Annotated in this window: 13 protein-coding genes; 7 read left to right on the top strand and 6 right to left on the bottom strand. The window is 63.1% G+C overall.

What is annotated here, in order from left to right; translation table 11 throughout:
* Positions 1–100: 100 nt before the first annotated feature.
* Positions 101–604, top strand: coding sequence for an 8-oxo-dGTP diphosphatase (locus tag OKA04_RS07905; RefSeq protein WP_264500605.1), 504 nt, complete (start codon positions 101–103; stop codon positions 602–604).
* 262 nt (positions 605–866) lie between these two features.
* Here OKA04_RS07905 and OKA04_RS07900 read toward each other — a convergent pair whose 3' ends face one another.
* Positions 867–1,205, bottom strand: a complete 339-nt coding sequence (locus OKA04_RS07900; RefSeq protein WP_264500604.1) for a hypothetical protein — start codon at positions 1,203–1,205, stop codon at positions 867–869.
* On the bottom strand, positions 1,189–1,608 hold the full coding sequence (locus OKA04_RS07895; RefSeq protein ID WP_264500603.1) for a hypothetical protein: 420 nt from the start codon (positions 1,606–1,608) through the stop codon (positions 1,189–1,191). Before OKA04_RS07895 ends, OKA04_RS07900 begins: the two co-directional genes overlap by 17 nt.
* Positions 1,609–2,042: 434 nt before the next feature.
* Here OKA04_RS07895 and trpB point away from each other — a divergent pair, with 434 nt between their 5' ends.
* Positions 2,043–3,242, top strand: a complete 1,200-nt coding sequence (trpB, locus tag OKA04_RS07890) for a tryptophan synthase subunit beta (RefSeq protein WP_264500602.1) — start codon at positions 2,043–2,045, stop codon at positions 3,240–3,242.
* 68 nt (positions 3,243–3,310) lie between these two features.
* Here trpB and OKA04_RS07885 read toward each other — a convergent pair whose 3' ends face one another.
* Positions 3,311–3,757: a tetratricopeptide repeat protein gene (locus OKA04_RS07885; protein ID WP_264500601.1), complete on the bottom strand. Its 447-nt coding sequence runs from the start codon at positions 3,755–3,757 to the stop codon at positions 3,311–3,313.
* Between the two features lie 85 nt (positions 3,758–3,842).
* On the bottom strand, positions 3,843–4,016 hold the full coding sequence (locus tag OKA04_RS07880; protein ID WP_264500600.1) for a hypothetical protein: 174 nt from the start codon (positions 4,014–4,016) through the stop codon (positions 3,843–3,845).
* A 134-nt stretch (positions 4,017–4,150) separates the two neighbouring features.
* On the opposite strand from OKA04_RS07880, the gene dnaG reads away from it, so the two are divergent.
* Together dnaG and rpoD are read left to right on the top strand one after the other, a co-directional pair.
* Positions 4,151–6,031, top strand: coding sequence for a DNA primase (dnaG, locus tag OKA04_RS07875; protein ID WP_264500599.1), 1,881 nt, complete (start codon positions 4,151–4,153; stop codon positions 6,029–6,031).
* A 131-nt stretch (positions 6,032–6,162) separates the two neighbouring features.
* Positions 6,163–8,184: an RNA polymerase sigma factor RpoD gene (gene rpoD, locus OKA04_RS24590; protein WP_319800603.1), complete on the top strand. Its 2,022-nt coding sequence runs from the start codon at positions 6,163–6,165 to the stop codon at positions 8,182–8,184.
* 121 nt (positions 8,185–8,305) lie between these two features.
* Here rpoD and OKA04_RS07860 read toward each other — a convergent pair whose 3' ends face one another.
* Positions 8,306–8,905 carry a polysaccharide biosynthesis/export family protein gene (locus tag OKA04_RS07860; protein ID WP_264500598.1) on the bottom strand — a complete coding sequence of 200 codons (600 nt, stop codon included), beginning with the start codon at positions 8,903–8,905 and terminating at the stop codon, positions 8,306–8,308.
* A 115-nt stretch (positions 8,906–9,020) separates the two neighbouring features.
* Here OKA04_RS07860 and OKA04_RS07855 point away from each other — a divergent pair, with 115 nt between their 5' ends.
* Both OKA04_RS07855 and OKA04_RS07850 read left to right on the top strand, forming a co-directional pair.
* Positions 9,021–9,557: an RNA polymerase sigma factor gene (locus tag OKA04_RS07855; protein WP_264500597.1), complete on the top strand. Its 537-nt coding sequence runs from the start codon at positions 9,021–9,023 to the stop codon at positions 9,555–9,557.
* Positions 9,558–9,580: 23 nt separating this feature from the next.
* A complete protein-coding gene (locus OKA04_RS07850; RefSeq protein WP_264500596.1) occupies positions 9,581–12,235 on the top strand; it encodes an Amuc_1099 family pilus-like system protein in 2,655 nt (884 codons plus the stop codon).
* A 218-nt stretch (positions 12,236–12,453) separates the two neighbouring features.
* On the opposite strand, the gene OKA04_RS07845 is transcribed toward OKA04_RS07850, so the two are convergent.
* Positions 12,454–15,129, bottom strand: a complete 2,676-nt coding sequence (locus OKA04_RS07845) for an MGH1-like glycoside hydrolase domain-containing protein (protein WP_264500595.1) — start codon at positions 15,127–15,129, stop codon at positions 12,454–12,456.
* Between the two features lie 131 nt (positions 15,130–15,260).
* Here OKA04_RS07845 and OKA04_RS07840 point away from each other — a divergent pair, with 131 nt between their 5' ends.
* A complete protein-coding gene (locus tag OKA04_RS07840; protein WP_264500594.1) occupies positions 15,261–15,707 on the top strand; it encodes a dimethylsulfonioproprionate lyase family protein in 447 nt (148 codons plus the stop codon).
* The last annotated feature ends 1 nt before the right edge of the window (position 15,708 follow it).

Genomic DNA, 15,708 nt, shown 5'->3' with positions numbered 1-15,708 from the left:
CGGCTTGTGTCGACGGAACGTCGACCCTCCCCATCGCTGTCGCGGCGTGGTGGGATTTTTTCCCTCGCTACGGGCTGTGCTCGGGCCGCTACTTGCGCGCATGTCTCCATCCCCGATCGACTGGGCAAGCTGGCGCGCGGAAATCCACGCGACGCTGATGTTCATCGTGCGGGACGGGGAGATCCTGCTCATCGAAAAGAAGCGCGGCATCGGCGCGGGGAAGATCAATGGCCCCGGCGGCAAGATCGATCCCGGCGAGACCCCGCTGGAGTGCGCCATCCGCGAGACGCAGGAGGAGCTGGGCATCACCGCGCTGCGTCCGGTGAAAATGGGCGAGCTCCACTTCGCCATGGGCACCATCCCGGACATCCTGTGCCACGTCTTCCTCGCCTATGGTTTCGAGGGCCGGCCGGTGGAGACGGTGGAGGCAAAGCCGCTGTGGTGCCGGTTGGCTGACATCCCCTACGAGCGCATGTGGAAGGACGACATCCACTGGCTACCGCAGATGCTCGACGGGCGGAAATTCCACGGGCGCTTCATCTTCGATGGTGAGGAGGACATCGTGTGGCAGGACATCGAATGGGACGTCCACTGGCCTGCTTGAGCAGGGCGACAGCACACCAACGTAGTCGTGGTGGTGACACTACGGAAGCGACCTGAGAAGTGCGCTTCACCTTGGGCCGAGGGTGTGGTCGTCTCCGGCCTCACTTCCCGCGTTCTCACGAACGCAGCTACGGAAGGCGGGTTCGGGCCGTGTCTTTGTGGCGTGACCGCTGACCCTTCATCGCCCCCAAAAAGCAGGCGGCACCGGCCTTGGAAGACCGTGTGCCGCCTTATCCGGGGGAAAATCCGTTTCGTTTCTTGGCTCAGCGCTCTTCCCGGAGCCACTGCTCGTGGCCCCAGAGTCCCCATACGACGCAGGCCAGCCCCATGGTCAGCAGGCCCATGGGCACGATGGAAAAAATGGTGGTCCACGCCTCGCCGAGCGACATCCGCATGTCGGACGTCATCAACTGCTTCTCCGCGATGACCCAGAGACGGCCCAGCAGCAACATCAGCGCGCCGCTGGCAATCAGCGAGCCACCCCAGGAGCGGTAGCGGTTCGCCAGGCGCACGGCTGCCACTCCGACGAAGCCGAGGCCGATCACGCCAAGGGCATCCAAGAGGAATCCGCCTTTGATCAGGAATTCAAGCAACAGGTCCATGGATCGGGGTGGTGCGCGGGCTCGGTGCTTGGACGGGGGCGGGGGACTTCGCGGTTTCGAAAAGCCCCGCATGCATCGCCATGCCGGTGCCAAAGACCAGCCAGCCCACATTCATCGAAAACAGTCGCACCGCGTGCCACAGGACGATCGCGTCCGGGTCGGCGCCCATCATGCCCATCGCACCCATCGGCAGGATGATGCCCGCCTGATAGAGCGGCGTGACGACGGAGTAGCCGAAGGCCAGCATCAGGGCCCCGCCAAGAATCAGCCGCGGCGTCCACCCGTGGGTCCCGCGCGTCATCCGCCATGCCGTAAGCAGCAGGAAGGCCCCCATCACGATGAGGAAGACCGGCCGCAGGGCAGGGGTGCTGGCAAGCAGCGGGATAGGGGGAGCGACGATCATGCGGTGAAAACAAAGCATGAGCGTAAGTCATTGGGCAAGAGGGTATTAAATAGGCATGCCAGACTTCAAACACTGCCGGATGGATAAGGCCATCCGACCAACCGGGTGTGCTGATACTAAGCGGAGATTAGAAAGATCACCGCGGGCCCGCATGCCCGCAGGCATCAGGGCGCTCGAAAATGGCCCACATATGGGTTGGAATTTCGGCAAAAGGGGCCTTTCGGCTTACCAAATTGCCAAGGGAGAGGGGGGTGTAAATAAATTTATCGCGTAGGTTTTTTTCGCGAAGCCTCCGTCGGATGCCCTCTTTCGGATCTAACAGACGCCTTTTCGGGCATGGCGGAGGTGATTTCCGGGCCGGGCTTCCGGGCATGACCCGCGGGAGGATTTTTTCCGCTGTCATCGGGGGCTGGCTATGGTTTCTTCCCGCCGCGATGCCCGTTCCCACGCTTCCCGATGCCACCGGCCACTTTGGCAAATTTGGCGGCATGTTCGTGCCCGAGACCCTGATGGCTCCGCTCCAGGAGTTGTCCGTGGCCTACGACGCCGCCCGCCAGGACCCGGAATTCCAGCGCGAGCTCGATGACCTGCTGACGAACTACGTCGGCCGCCCGACGCCGCTATACTTTGCCGAGCGATGGACGGAGAAGCTGGGCGGCGCGAAGATCTACCTGAAGCGCGAGGACCTGCTGCACACCGGCGCGCACAAGATCAACAACGCCATCGGCCAGATCCTTCTCGCAAAGCGCCTCGGCAAGAAGCGCATCATCGCGGAGACCGGCGCCGGCCAGCACGGCGTGGCCACCGCCACGGTGTGCGCCCGCTTTGGCATGGAGTGCGTCGTTTACATGGGCGCCGTGGACATGGAGCGGCAGGCGCTGAATGTCGCCCGCATGAAGCTCATGGGTGCCGAGGTTCGTGCCGTCACGGCCGGTCAGGCCACGCTGAAGGAAGCGGTGAATGAAGCGATGCGCGACTGGGTCGCCACCGTGGATCACACCCACTACATCCTCGGCTCCGCTCTCGGCTCGCATCCCTTCCCCATGATGGTCCGCGATTTCCACCGCGTCATCGGCCTGGAGGCCCGCCAACAGATCTTGGAGAAGGAAGGTCGCCTGCCGGACCTGCTCGTCGCCTGCGTCGGCGGCGGGTCAAATGCCATCGGCCTCTTCCATCCCTTCCTGCAGGACGATGATGTCCGCATGGTTGGCGTGGAAGCCGGTGGCCTGGGCATCCTCCCAGAGAAGCACGCGGCCCGCTTCCAAGGTGGAAAGCTCGGTGTTTTGCAGGGCACGAAGACTTGGCTGCTCGCGAATGACGACGGCCAGATCGAGCTCACGCATTCCGTCTCTGCCGGTCTCGACTACGCGGCCGTGGGGCCGGAGCACGCCTTCCTGCAGGATATCGGTCGGGTGGAGTACACCTACGCCACGGACGACGAAGCGCTCGCCGCCTTCAAGGAACTGGCCCACACCGAGGGTATCCTGCCCGCGCTGGAGAGTTCCCACGCCATGGCCTACGTCTCGAAGATCGCAGGCAGCCTGCCGAAGACCGCCATCCTCGTCGCGAACCTCTCGGGCCGCGGCGACAAGGACGTGGAGCAAGCCGCGAAGTATCTGCTAGGCGGCGTTTGACCAGACGAAGCAGGGGAGTGGAGTCGGATGACCAGCGTCCGGCTCCTTGCTCCTCTCGCCCGGTCACGTCATTTCTTGTGCAGCGCCGCTAGATCCGTGTCTTCCTGCGCCGTCTGGCGGAGTGACTCGTCCATGGCGAAGGCGCGCTCAAGGTGCGACTCCGCCTGCTTGCAATCGCCAAGCACGGCGAGGTAGCAGGCGATATTGTAGTGGAAGAGCGGGTCCTCGATCAGCGTCGCTGGCCCGCGCAGGAGCCAGTCTCGCGCGGCGAGCGTGTCGCCGGTCTCGTGCAGGCAATACGCGGCATGGATGAAGAAGCGCGCTTCCTTCGGCTCCTTCAGGCATAGCAACCGGCCGGTATCCGCCGCAGCATTCCAGCGGTGCGCTTCCATTTCGGCGATGAGGCGCAGTTCCAGCGCGTGCCGACGCATCCGGTCCCTCGCGGAGAGCGAGGCGAGTTCCGACAAGGCTTCCTCGGGTAGACCCAGTTCCAGCCAGCCCAGTGCGGACCTCATGATTTGGAGGTCATCCATTGCCGGAAACCTAACTTCCGGCTTCCGGCAAGGCAACCTCGCATTTCAAACGTCACAATCCAGAATCTTAGCGTCCGGAACGGACCCGGACCGGCTGCAGCTCGGGGGCGGGGGCTTGCGAAAATTTCGCTGCACCTTCACCCACCCGCTTCAGCAGGGCGATGAGGTAGGCATTGAGGAAGTATTCCTTCAGCAGCAGCTCGCGGGTTTCACCCTTGGCGTTCTTGCGGACGACTTTCATGATCTTTTTTGCGTTTGATCCACGGAGGATTCCATCGATCAGAGCGAAGCTGCACCGGGGATTTGTCCCCGCATCTGAAAAGTTCGGCATCCGCGCGCTTTCGCTTTCCGCCGGGCCACGCTTTACTCTCCGGCGTGTCGCAGATTTCGCAGGAAACCAAGGAGCAGATCCTAGCAGCCACGGACATCGTGGCGCTGATCGAGTCCTACATTCCCGTGAAGCGCGCCGGAGCGACTTACAAAGCGCTCTGTCCTTTCCACAACGAGAAGACGCCTTCCTTCAACATCAATCCCGTCCGCCAGTCGTTCCATTGCTTCGGCTGCAAGAAGGGCGGCGACGCCATCACCTTCGTCCGGGAAATCGAAAACCTCACTTACCCGGACGCGATCAAGAAGCTCGCGGCACGCGTGGGCATCACGGTGCAGGAGGAGGTCAGCAGTCCGGAGGAGGACCGGGCACGGCGCCAGCGCGGCCGTCTGCTCGACCTGCATCGGGAGACGTGTGAATTCCTCCACCAGATGCTTTTCACCGAGGAGGCCACCCACGCGCGGGAGTATCTGAAGTCGCGCGGCTTCGGGAAGGAGATGGCGGTGCGCTGGCAGATCGGCTGGATGCCGGAGAACCCGGAGGTCTTCCTCAAGTGGGCTCGCACGAAGAACTACAAGCGCGGCGAGTGGATCGAGGCCGGTATCTTCGGCCAGAGCGAGCGGGGCGGTGTCTTCGTGCGCTTCCGCGACCGGCTGATGTTTCCGATCCGCAATGAACACGCGGACGTGATCGCCTTCTCCGGCAGACAACTCCGGCATGACCCGAATAGCGGGAAATACATCAACTCTCCCGAGACTCCCGTCTTCAAGAAATCGAATGTCCTCTTCGCCCTGGAGCGCGCGCGGAAGGCGATCCTGAAGGAGGGGTCGGTTCTCCTGTGCGAAGGGCAGATCGATGCGATCGCCTGCCACGAGCAAGGCATCACCCAGGCCATCGCGCCGCTTGGCACCGCCTTCACCCCGCATCACGCGAAGCTGCTGCGCCGCTATGCAAAGCGCGCTCTGCTGTGCTTTGATGCGGACAAGGCGGGCTTCACCGCGGCGGACCGGGCCTACCGGGAGCTGGCGGCGGAAAATATATCTGTCCGCGTGGTCCGCATGCCTGCGGGGGAGGATCCGGATTCCTTCATGCAGAAGCATGGCGCGGATGCCTTCCGGGAGCTGTTGGCGGAGGCCGCGGATTTCTTCGACTTCAAGATCGACCAAGCCACCGCCGCCGGCCAACTCCACGACCTGCAAGACCGGCTGGCATTCGAGAAGGAATGCATATCCTTGCTCTCGATGATGCCGGACGCGGTGGTTCGCGAGGGCATCATCCAGCATGTGGGGACGCGCCTGCGGGCCGGCACCATCGAGCTCCAGAACGCCGTCAACCGCGCCGCCCGGGCTTCGAAGGCCAAGCCGCGGAATGCCGATCGGGATGCGCCCGCCGAGCCGGAAGTGCCGGTGGTCCAAGGCATGCCCATCGATCCCACGGTCGCCTACCTCTGCGGCATCGCCCTGCACTCGGCCGTCGGCCAGGAGTGGCTGGCGGAGCAATACGAGACCCTGCACGAGGCCGCCGAATTCATCGAGGGGATCTCCTTGCTGGAGGAAATTCTCTCTGCGCGCCCCGACCCCACTTCCCATGTCGCGGTGAATGGCTTCATCTCCGGCCTGACAGAGCCACAGCGGCTCGCCCTGACCAGCAATCCCGAATTTCACAACGATCCGCCCGAAGACGTCCTGCCTGCCACCGAGACTGCCCTGTCGGAAGTTTGCTCGAATGCGCTGCTGCGACGCGACGCCTCGCTCCAGGCCCGGATGAGCCGCCCCGGCATTTCGATGGGCGAGCTGAGCCGTCTGCTCAACGAGACGAAATTGGTCGCGGAACTGCTCAAGGGTGTCAAACAGCGGTTCGTTTTCACCGAACGCTTTGCTCCGAATCGCAAACCTCCTCCCAAGCAATTTCCGCGCAAAAGTCACTGATCCTCAGTGGTCGAAAACAATCCTTGACGGTCCCGGGAAGGCCCCGAATATTCCCGCCCGCTTCGGACCCAGGTCTGTTTGCGCTATAATGGGAGACTTTTGTCCTGAACCTCCCTCCATTCCATCTTTCCATGTCCACCAAGAAAGCTGCTTCCGCTGCCAAACCGAAGGCCACCACGCCGACGTCAAAAGCGAAACCCGCGCCTGCCAAAAAGCCTGCTGCTGCTCCGGCGAAAGCCAAGAAGCCGGCCGAGCCCGCGAAGGCGGCGAAGAAGCCGGAAGCAAAGCCCGTGGCCAAGAAGCCCGCCCCGAAGGCAGCCGCCGCTGCTCCTGCCAAGCCTGCTCCGAAGGCAGCTCCGGCGAAGGCCGCCCCTGCCAAGGCAGAGAAGGCACCGGTGAAGGCGGAGAAGCCCAAGGCTGCCGCCGAAGCGCCGAAGAAGGCCGATACCAAGAAGGGCGACTCGAAGGCCGCCGAGACGAAGAAGGGCGTGGATGCTGCCGCCGCAGCCGCACCGGCCCCGGCACGCGCCGACTCCGAGAAGCCGCGCATCGATACCCCGGAGATTCAGGAAAAGATCCGCGAACTCATCAAGCTCGCCAAGGAGCAGGAGTACCTGACCTACGACGACATCAACGAGATCCTGCCGAACGACCTGGTCGAGCCGGCGGACGTCGAGGCGATCATGGAGCGACTCCGGAACATGGAGTTCGACATCATCGACGCCTCCGAGGTGGATCGCTTCAAGGACAAGAAGCGCGACGCCGACGACGACCTCGAGGATGACAGCAAGGACCAGAAGCTCGACATCCTCGACGACCCGGTCCGCATGTATCTCAAGCAGATGGGCCAGGTCCCGCTGCTGACCCGCGAGCAGGAAGTCGAGATTTCCAAGCGCATCGAAGACGCCGAGATCGAGGTGGCGAAGCAGCTTCACCTCTTCGGCTTCGTTTCCGAGTGCTACCTTGAGCTCGCCGACAAGCTGCTGAAGGGCAAGGAGCGCTTCGACCGCGTGATCCTCGACAAGAAGATCGAGAGCCGCGAGCGCTACATGAAGATCCTCCCGAAGCAGTGCGAGCAGCTCAAGCAGCTCCACGAGGAGAACGAGGATCTCTTCCGCCAGATGTCCGCCAAGAACCCGCGCGGCAAGAAGAAGCTGGAGGAGCAGTTCGAGAAGAACCTGCAGACCCTTCACCGCCTCTACACCCGCTTCTACTTCAAGCAGAAGGTCGTGGAGGACTTCTGCGAGCAGGTCGAGGACTACCAGCAGAAGTTCTGGAAGTACGGCCGCAAGGTGCAGGCGGATCCCGAGGACAAGGAATTCGTCACCAAGCTCCGCGAGATCCAGCAGCGCTGCTGGCACGAGATCGAGCAATTCGACGAGACCAACAAGCGCCTCCGCCACTGGCTGAAGGAAGCGCTCAAGGCGAAGACCGAGATGGTCGAGGCCAACCTGCGCCTCGTGATCTCCATCGCGAAGAAGTACACCAACCGCGGCCTCTCCTTCCTCGACCTCATCCAGGAAGGCAACATGGGCCTGATGAAGGCGGTCGAGAAATTCGAATACCGCCGCGGCTACAAGTTCTCCACCTACGCCACGTGGTGGATCCGCCAGGCCATCACCCGCTCGATCGCCGACCAGGCCCGCACCATCCGTATCCCGGTGCACATGATCGAGACGATCAACAAGCTGATGCGCGTGCAGAAGCAGCTCGTGCAGGAATACGGTCGCGAGCCCTCCCCGGAAGAAATCGCCGAGGAAATCCACCTGCCCGTCGAGCGTGTCCGCGCCGTGCTCAAGATGGCCCAGCAGCCGATCTCGCTGCAGGCACCTGTCGGCGACTCGGACGACACCTCCTTCGGTGACTTCATCGAGGACAAGACCGCCGACAACCCGATGGAGGAGGCCGGCTTCTCCATGCTGAAGGACAAGATCAAGGACGTGCTCGACACCCTCACCGAGCGCGAGCGCGAGGTGCTGGAGCAGCGCTTCGGCCTCAAGGACGGCTACAGCCGCACGCTTGAGGAAGTGGGCCGCCAGTTCCAGGTCACCCGCGAGCGTATCCGCCAGATCGAGGCCAAGGCCCTCCGCAAGATGCGCCACCCCACCCGTATCCGGAAGCTCGAGGGATTCATCGAGCTCCCGGGAGCGTAACGACGTCTTCCAAGAAAAGGCCGGCTTCCTCACGAAGCCGGCCTTTTTCTTTGCGACACGCGGATGGGGTGTATCCCGCGACTGGCGGAGCAACTATCCGCGCGATGTGGCGTGGCCCCGGCTACTTCGCCAGCAGCGGCTTCACCGTTTCGTCGCTGCCCTTCCAGCGGTCGACGACGCCCTTTTGCTCGATCTGGAGGGAGTCGTCCGGGAGAAGGACGATGTTCTTGTGGGCCAGTTTCTGGAAATCGAGGCAGTACTGCTTCTCTCCGCGGATGAGCATGACATTGAGGCTGCCGAAGTCATTGCGCCCACCGGCGGCGTCGATGGCCTGGATGACGGTCATGCCCTTGCGGTAGGGCGCGGCTCCGGCCTTGCGAACCTGGCCGCCGATGCTGACCTGGGATATTTCGGCCGACTTGTCGGGACCAGCGAGCACCTCAGCTTGGATGCGCGGCTTGGTGTAGATCTGTTCGGCGCGATAGGCCGCCTCGATCGCGCGGGCGAGTTGCTCGGCATTCAATCCGCGGGCGGTGACGGGGGCGTCCAGCAGGGGCATCGAGATGGTGCCGGATTCTCCGACTCGATACTCGCCGTTCACCTTCTGCTGCTCCTCGGCACTCAGGCCAAGCAAGCTGATCTTCAGGGTATCTCCGGGCTCCAGTCCGGCGATGAGTGGGGAAATGGACATGAGTGCCGTCAGGAAGAGGATTGCTTTCATCGGAATTAGCTTTGTGAAACAAAGTGAGAGCGTGCAAGCCAATCTTTCCGCCTCGTCATCCGCCGGATGATGGAAAGATTCATGTCACAATCCGGAGTCCTGCTGGCAATGCCTCATGAAAGCCATGCAAGCCCTCGCCCTATCCCCACCCGAACCGATGGACCGGCAACGCTTCACCGATCTCGTCCGACAGCATCACCTCACGCTCCTGTCCTATGCCCGCGCCTTGGCCGGTGCGGAAGGCACGGCGCGGGAGCTGGTGCAGGACGCCTTCGTCGCGGCGTGGCAGAATGTCGGCAAATTCGAAGTCACCCGGGACTTCGCCGCGTGGATGCGCGGCATCGTCCGGAACAAGTGGCGCGAACACTGCCGCCTCCATTCGCGCGAGGTGCCCTTCGACGAAGAGGCAATGTCGCATCTGGAGGAAACCCTGGCCCCCCACTCCTCCGGGGATGCCGCTCTCTTCGCCCGGCTCGCCGAGTGCCGGGACAAGCTGCCGGAGCCGATGGCCGAGGCGCTGCGCGTGACCTACGATGAAGGTCGTACCAGCGACGAAGCCGCCTCGCTCCTTTCCCTGAATGCCGCCGCCCTGCGCAAGCGCCTGGAGCGCGCCCGGGATGCTCTGCGGCTGTGTCTGTCGAAAAATCTCTGAACCTTTTCCCTTTCCCTTTTCCAATGAATCCTTCTGAAGATCCGAATGACCGTCTTCTCGACTCGCTGCTGCGGGAGCAAGCGCGAGGCAAGGCGGACGACGAACTCCTGCAAGCCATCGATGCCCGGCTGGATGCCGGGAAAGCGCTCGCCCACCGGCGGAAGCGCGGCCCGCGGGCCGTGCTGTGGTCCACGGCGGCGGCCGCCGCGGTGATGGTCTCTGCAGGCGTGATGACCTGGCAACATGGTCGCACGAAGGAGGCTCCGCTTGCAGCCCTGGAAAAGTCCGCTGCTCCGCGTGTGAACATGCGTGATCCGGCCGTGGATGCTCAGGTCAGGCTCTCCCGGGACGCGGGTGCGCAAGACGATCACATTCTGAGAGAGAGTCCCGCGCAGCTCCAGTTGCCCGCGGCTCCAGCCGCAAGTCCCATGGATCATGGGCTTCCGCCAGCAGACATCGCCAGTGTGGATGGCGAATGGCTCGGCCAAGGCGGCGGAGTAGGCGGAGGTCGGGGCACGGGGATTGGCCACGGCTCTGGCTTGGCAATGGGTCCGGGCAAGGCGCGGTCGATGAACGGGAGTCCGACGTCATTTGGTCGACTCCAGCCACAAGAGGAGCGTCTGTTAGAGCGGAGGCCGCAGCAGGTGCCGGATGCCGGGCTCTCGGAGGAAAACTACGGGCGCCTCGTGGACCAGCCGTGGAAGTCGCCATGGCAGGAAGCGCTTTCCACCTTCTCCATCGATGTCGATACGGCGTCATACATGAATGTGCGGCGGATGATTCAGGCCGGTGGCTCGGTCCCGGCGGACTCGGTGCGGATCGAGGAACTGGTGAACTACTTCGACTACCGCTACGAAGGCCCGAAGAACGACAGTCCCTTCGCGGTGCATGGCATGCTGGCGACTTGCCCGTGGAAGCCTCAGCACCTGCTCGCCCGCGTGGCGATCAAGGGCCGCGAGATCGAGGCAAAGGCGCGCCCGGCATCGAACCTCGTCTTCCTCATCGATGTGTCCGGCTCGATGCAGGATCCGGCGAAGCTGCCGCTGCTGAAGCGCTCGATGCGTGTTTTGCTCGACCAACTCGATGAGCGGGACCGCCTCGGGATCGTCGTCTATGCCGGCAGCGAGGGCGTGGTCCTTGATCCGACTCGGCTGGATGAACAGGGCCTCTCCACCGCGATCCGGTCGATCGAGAAGCTCGAAGCCGGTGGTTCGACGAATGGCGGCGCGGGTATCAAGCGGGCCTATGAGATGGCCGCGCGGAATCTCGTGCCCGGCGGAGTGAACCGCGTGATCCTCGCGACCGATGGCGACTTCAATGTTGGCACCACGGGGCAGGGGGATCTGGTGACGCTCGTGAAAGAAGGCGCGGCGAAGGGCGTGAGCCTGAGCGTCGTGGGCTTCGGCACGGGCAACTTCAACGACGCGATGCTGGAGGCGATCACCAACGAGGGGAATGGCAACTACTTCTACATCGACGGCGACGGCGAGGCTGAGCGCGTCTTCTTGCAAAAGCTGACCGGCACGCTGGTGACCATCGCGAAGGACGTGAAGATCCAGGTGGAATTCAATCCCGCGAAGGTGAAGGCCTACCGGCTCATCGGCTATGCGAATCGCATCCTGCGCCACGAGGACTTCAATAACGACAAGGTGGATGCCGGGGACATCGGTGCGGGTCACACCGTCACCGCATTCTATGAAATCGTGCCTCCGGGAGTGGACATGCCGAATACCGGGAATGTGGACGGCCTGCGTTATCAGAAGCCCGTCGAAAAGGAAACGGTGGCGAGCGATGACTGGCTCACGCTGAAGCTGCGCTACAAGCACCCCGAAGGTGATGTGAGCCAATTGATCGAGTCGCCGCTGACGGGCGAGCCGCAGGCATGGGAGCAGGCGGGCCATGATTTCCGCTTCGCCTCCGCGGTCGCCTTGTTCGGGATGAAGCTGCGGCAGATGCCGGAGCTGGCCGATATGCCGTGGCAAAAGGTGGTGGAGATCGCGCGGCCGGCGCTGGCCGATGATGCGAAGGAGCAGCGGTCGGAATTCATCTCGATGGTGGCGCGTCACGGCCGCTTTCCGTTGCCGCCGCTGCCGGTGGTGGAGGAGCAGGCGGATGCCTTGGAAGGCGTCAGCTACCTCAGGGATGAGTCCACGATGTGGTACGTGCAGTTCGGCCTGCAGTCGGGTGGCAAGTGGGCGCCGCGATTCGTGGGAGTCGCTTCTGACAAGAGCACGAAGCTGCAGAATCGTGTGGGCGCGGATGCCATGCTTTCCCCGGGTGACGAGTTCTTCAAGGACGGAGCGTTTGCCGGGCGCTTCAAGTTCCTCGGTGTCGAGGAGCGCGAGGTGACGAGCGAGCGGACCGGGCTGACCCAGCGAGTGATGTTCGCCCGATACGAAGACCTGAAGCCGAACAAAAAGGGCGCGAGGTATGAGTCCCAGGCAGGGCTTCCCGATGTCGAGCTGGAGGCGAAGGCCTACTATGACCGTAGTGCAGTCCTGAAATCCGGAGGGCAGGAAATCCTGGTGGAGGAAGACACGAAATTCACTCTGCCAGGTGATACCTCGGGAAAGGAATACTTCCTCCAAGGCGTCACTCCGGAGAAGATCGTGATCCAAACCAAGTCTCCGAGTGGTGAGACGACCACGCGGGAGATCCGGAAGGCGAGCGGGGAGTGACTGGAGGCAGGCTTTGAAGCGGGGCTGGAATTACGATGTATGTCGTAGTTCCAGTCCTGAGGCGTGTCGACGTTCCGTCGACACGTGTGGACCGTAGGTCCGTACTCCTCATGGTGCTCCGCTTTTGATGGAGCGAAGCATTCTGCGGGGTTGCAGAAGTAGCGGATTTGCCAGGTGCTTCGGCGGGCCAGTGGCCCGCGCTCCCAGGGGGCTTCTTGCTACATTCCGGCTTGGCAGAGCTTCTCGCGGCGGTCTTTCACGAGCTTCACGACCAGCGAGGTCCAGCCGGTCTGGTGGGATGCCCCGAGGCCTTCACCGGTTTCGGCGTGGAAGTATTCGTGGAAGAGCAGCAGGTGCTGCCAATGCGGCACGTCGCGATAGCGGTTCGCACCGCCGAAGCACGGGCGCGCGCCATCGTCACCGGGGCAGAAGAGCGAGATGAGCCGGTCGCAAAGGTCGATCGCCACCTCGCGCAGCGTCTTCTCCACGCCGGAGCCGGTGGGATACTCGATCTTGAAGCTGTCGCCGTAGAAGTGGTGGTAGCGCTCGAGTGCCTCGATGATCAGGAAGTTCGTGGGGAACCAGATCGGGCCGCGCCAGTTCGAGTTCCCGCCGAACATGCCGGAGTCGGATTCCCCCGGCGTGTAGGTCACCTCGTTGCGCTCGCCGCCGTGCTCGAAGACGAAGGGCTCCTTGCCGTGCGCCTTGCTCAGCGAACGGATGCCGTATTTCGAAAGGAATTCCTCCGGGTCCAGCATGCGGCGCAGCGTCTTGCGGAGTTGCACCTCGGACGGGATGGCCAGCAGGCACAGCGCGGATTTCTTGCTGTCGGAAGAGCGGCGGACGCTGATGTATTTCAGGATGTCCGGTCGGCTGGAGAGGAACCAGTCCATGCGGCTGCGGAAGCCCTTCAGCTTCTCGATCTTCGTCTGTTTCAGCACTGTGACAGCGCACATCGGCAGCAGGCCCACAAGCGAGCGGATGCGCAGCGGCAGCGGTTCGTCGCGGTTCACGATGAGCTGGTCGTAGTAGAAGCCGTCGCGCTCGTCCCAAAGGCCGCTGCCTCCGAGTGAATTGATCGCGTCGGTAATATTCACGAAGTGCTCGAAGAACTTCGAGGCGATGTCCTCATACGCGGGCTTCTCTTCCGCGAGCTCCAGCGCCATGGCGAGCATGAGCAGGCAATACGAAGCCATCCAAGCCGTGCCGTCCGCCTGATGCAGCTTCCCGCCATCGGGCAGCGCGTGCGAGCGGTCGAAGACCCCGATATTGTCCAGCCCGAGGAAGCCGCCGCCGAAGACGTGCCGCCCCTCCATGTCCTTGCGGTTCACCCACCAGGTGAAATTCATCAGCAGCTTCTGGAAGCAGCGCTCCAGGAAGAGCAGGTCGCGGTCGCCCTTCGGATCCGCGATCTTGTAGACGCGCCACACGGCCCAGGCGTGGACCGGCGGATTCACGTCGGAGAAATTCCACTCGTAGGCCGGGAGCTGGCCATTCGGGTGCATGTACCACTCCCGTAGTAGCAGCAGGAGCTGCTCCTTCGCGAAGTGCGGATCCACCGCGGCGAAGGGGATCATGTGGAAGGCCGAGTCCCACGCGGCGAACCACGGGTACTCCCACTTGTCCGGCATCGAGAGCACGTCGCGGGCGAAGAAGTGGGACCAGTCGTGATTCCGCCCATCGAGCCGCGCCGCCGGTGGCGCAGGGCCGTCCTTGTCGCCCTTCAGCCAGTCCTCGATGACGTAGTGGTAGAATTGCTTCGTCCACAGCAGGCCTGCGTAGCCCTGGCGGCAGATGAGATATTCATCGTGCGAGAGCCCCTTCGGGATGACCTGATGGTAGAATTCATCGCACTCCGCGACACGGGCGGCGAAGGTTTCGTCAAAGCCGTCGAGGCCGCCGATGCCATTGTCGTTCTTCACCGTGTGAAGGCGGCAGCGGATCGTGATGCTCTGCCCGGGTGGCACGTTGAAGACGAAGTGCGCCGCCGCTTTCGTCCCTGCGGGATTGTGCGCGACTGCATTCTTGTCGCCATGGATGAGGAGCTTGTGGAAGGCGTCCTTCACCCGCGGGGCAGGGGAGCCGTAGCCATAGACGGAGCTGTAGTCCGTCTCATTCTCGGTGAAGAGCCAGCTCGCCTCGCTGGCGCAGTCGGGCGAGTCCGCGTGGAAGAAATACTCGCCGAGCGATTCATGCGACACGTGGATGCGGCCGTCCTTCAGCTCGAGTGAAGGCTTCTTCAGCGGCGTCTCGCGCTCGCTGCCCCATTTCCAGATGTTGCGGAACCACAGCGTGGGCAGCACGTGGATCGGTGCGGCATCCGGCCCGTGGTTCGTCACGGTGATGCGCCAGAGCAGGTCCTCCGGCGAGCGCTTCGCGACTTCCTGGACGATATCGAAATATCGGCCGTCATTGAAGATCCCCAGATCCGCCAGTTCCAGCTCCGGGCCTTCGCGGCCGAGCTGGGCATTCCGCTCGCGGATCTCGGAGTAGGGGAATTTCGCCTGCGGATACTTGTAGAGGACCTTCGTGTAGGAGTGGGTGGGCGTGGACTCCAGGTAGTAGTAGCACTCCTTCACGTCCTCGCCGTGGTTCCCCTCGTTCCCGCCGAGGCCGAAGAGGCGCTCTTTCAGGATGGTGTCCTTGCCATTCCACAGCGCGGGGGCGAAGCACAGGCGTCCCTGGCGGTCGCACCAGCCATTCAGCCCGTCCTCGCCCCACCGGTAGGCACGGCGGCGTGCGTGGTCATGGGGAAACTCGCCCCAACTGTGTCCGTGCTCCGAGTAATCCTCTCGCACGGTGCCCCACTGGCGCTCGCTGAGGTAGGGGCCCCAGCGCTTCCAGTTCTTTGCACGGCCTTCGTCTTCCTGGAGACGTTCGTGTTCACGGGTCACGGGGGGAGGCTAGAGCACGAACCGTGCATCGCGCTAGGAAGAGTGTGCCGGGTCTTTAGATCCAAATGAGAAACAACGGATTGCGGCGGCTGAAAAATTCGTTAGGCCGGTGGTTGATGAGCACGACCACCATGCCTTTTCCCCCCTCCATCGTCCCCATCGCCGAGGCAAAGGTCCTCCATGCCTTCGGCGATACCGCGTCCTTCCAGCTCACTGGAGAGGAAACCGGGGGCCGCTACACCATGTTCGTGAATGTCACCGCACCGGGCGGTGGCCCGCCGCCTCACCGGCACGATCACGAGGACGAGTGGTTCTACGTCGTCGAGGGCCGGGCCGAGTTTTTCAAGGATGGAGAGTGGACGGAGGTCCCACCGGGCACGGCGGTTTTCATGCCGCGCGGATCCGTCCACACCTTTCGGAATGCCGGGGAGACTCCGCTGAAGCAGATCATCCACACCGCGCCATCGGGCTTCGAGACCTTCTTCGCGCGCGTCGCGGATGAGTTCAATCGTGAGGATGGCCCGGACATGGACCGCGTCATCGCGATCAGCACCGAGCACGGCATCCACTACGTGTGAG

The organism is Luteolibacter flavescens, from assembly GCF_025950085.1.
GTDB classification, from domain to species: domain Bacteria; phylum Verrucomicrobiota; class Verrucomicrobiia; order Verrucomicrobiales; family Akkermansiaceae; genus Haloferula; species Haloferula flavescens.
Note: the sequence above shows the minus strand (reverse complement) of the source record. Positions and strands in the feature narration are given on the sequence as shown.

Bases quoted from the DNA above. Each gene is read 5' to 3' on its own strand.
- OKA04_RS07850 (WP_264500596.1), top strand. From the start codon at position 9,581: ATGAATCCTTCTGAAGATCCGAATGACCGTCTTCTCGACTCGCTGCTG.
- OKA04_RS07880 (WP_264500600.1), bottom strand. From the start codon at position 4,016: ATGAAAGTCGTCCGCAAGAACGCCAAGGGTGAAACCCGCGAGCTGCTG.
- trpB (WP_264500602.1), top strand. From the start codon at position 2,043: ATGCCCGTTCCCACGCTTCCCGATGCCACCGGCCACTTTGGCAAATTT.
- OKA04_RS07855 (WP_264500597.1), top strand. From the start codon at position 9,021: ATGAAAGCCATGCAAGCCCTCGCCCTATCCCCACCCGAACCGATGGAC.
- OKA04_RS07900 (WP_264500604.1), bottom strand. From the start codon at position 1,205: ATGGACCTGTTGCTTGAATTCCTGATCAAAGGCGGATTCCTCTTGGAT.
- OKA04_RS07840 (WP_264500594.1), top strand. From the start codon at position 15,261: ATGCCTTTTCCCCCCTCCATCGTCCCCATCGCCGAGGCAAAGGTCCTC.
- OKA04_RS07860 (WP_264500598.1), bottom strand. From the start codon at position 8,905: ATGAAAGCAATCCTCTTCCTGACGGCACTCATGTCCATTTCCCCACTC.
- OKA04_RS07905 (WP_264500605.1), top strand. From the start codon at position 101: ATGTCTCCATCCCCGATCGACTGGGCAAGCTGGCGCGCGGAAATCCAC.
- rpoD (WP_319800603.1), top strand. From the start codon at position 6,163: ATGTCCACCAAGAAAGCTGCTTCCGCTGCCAAACCGAAGGCCACCACG.
- OKA04_RS07895 (WP_264500603.1), bottom strand. From the start codon at position 1,608: ATGATCGTCGCTCCCCCTATCCCGCTGCTTGCCAGCACCCCTGCCCTG.
- OKA04_RS07885 (WP_264500601.1), bottom strand. From the start codon at position 3,757: ATGAGGTCCGCACTGGGCTGGCTGGAACTGGGTCTACCCGAGGAAGCC.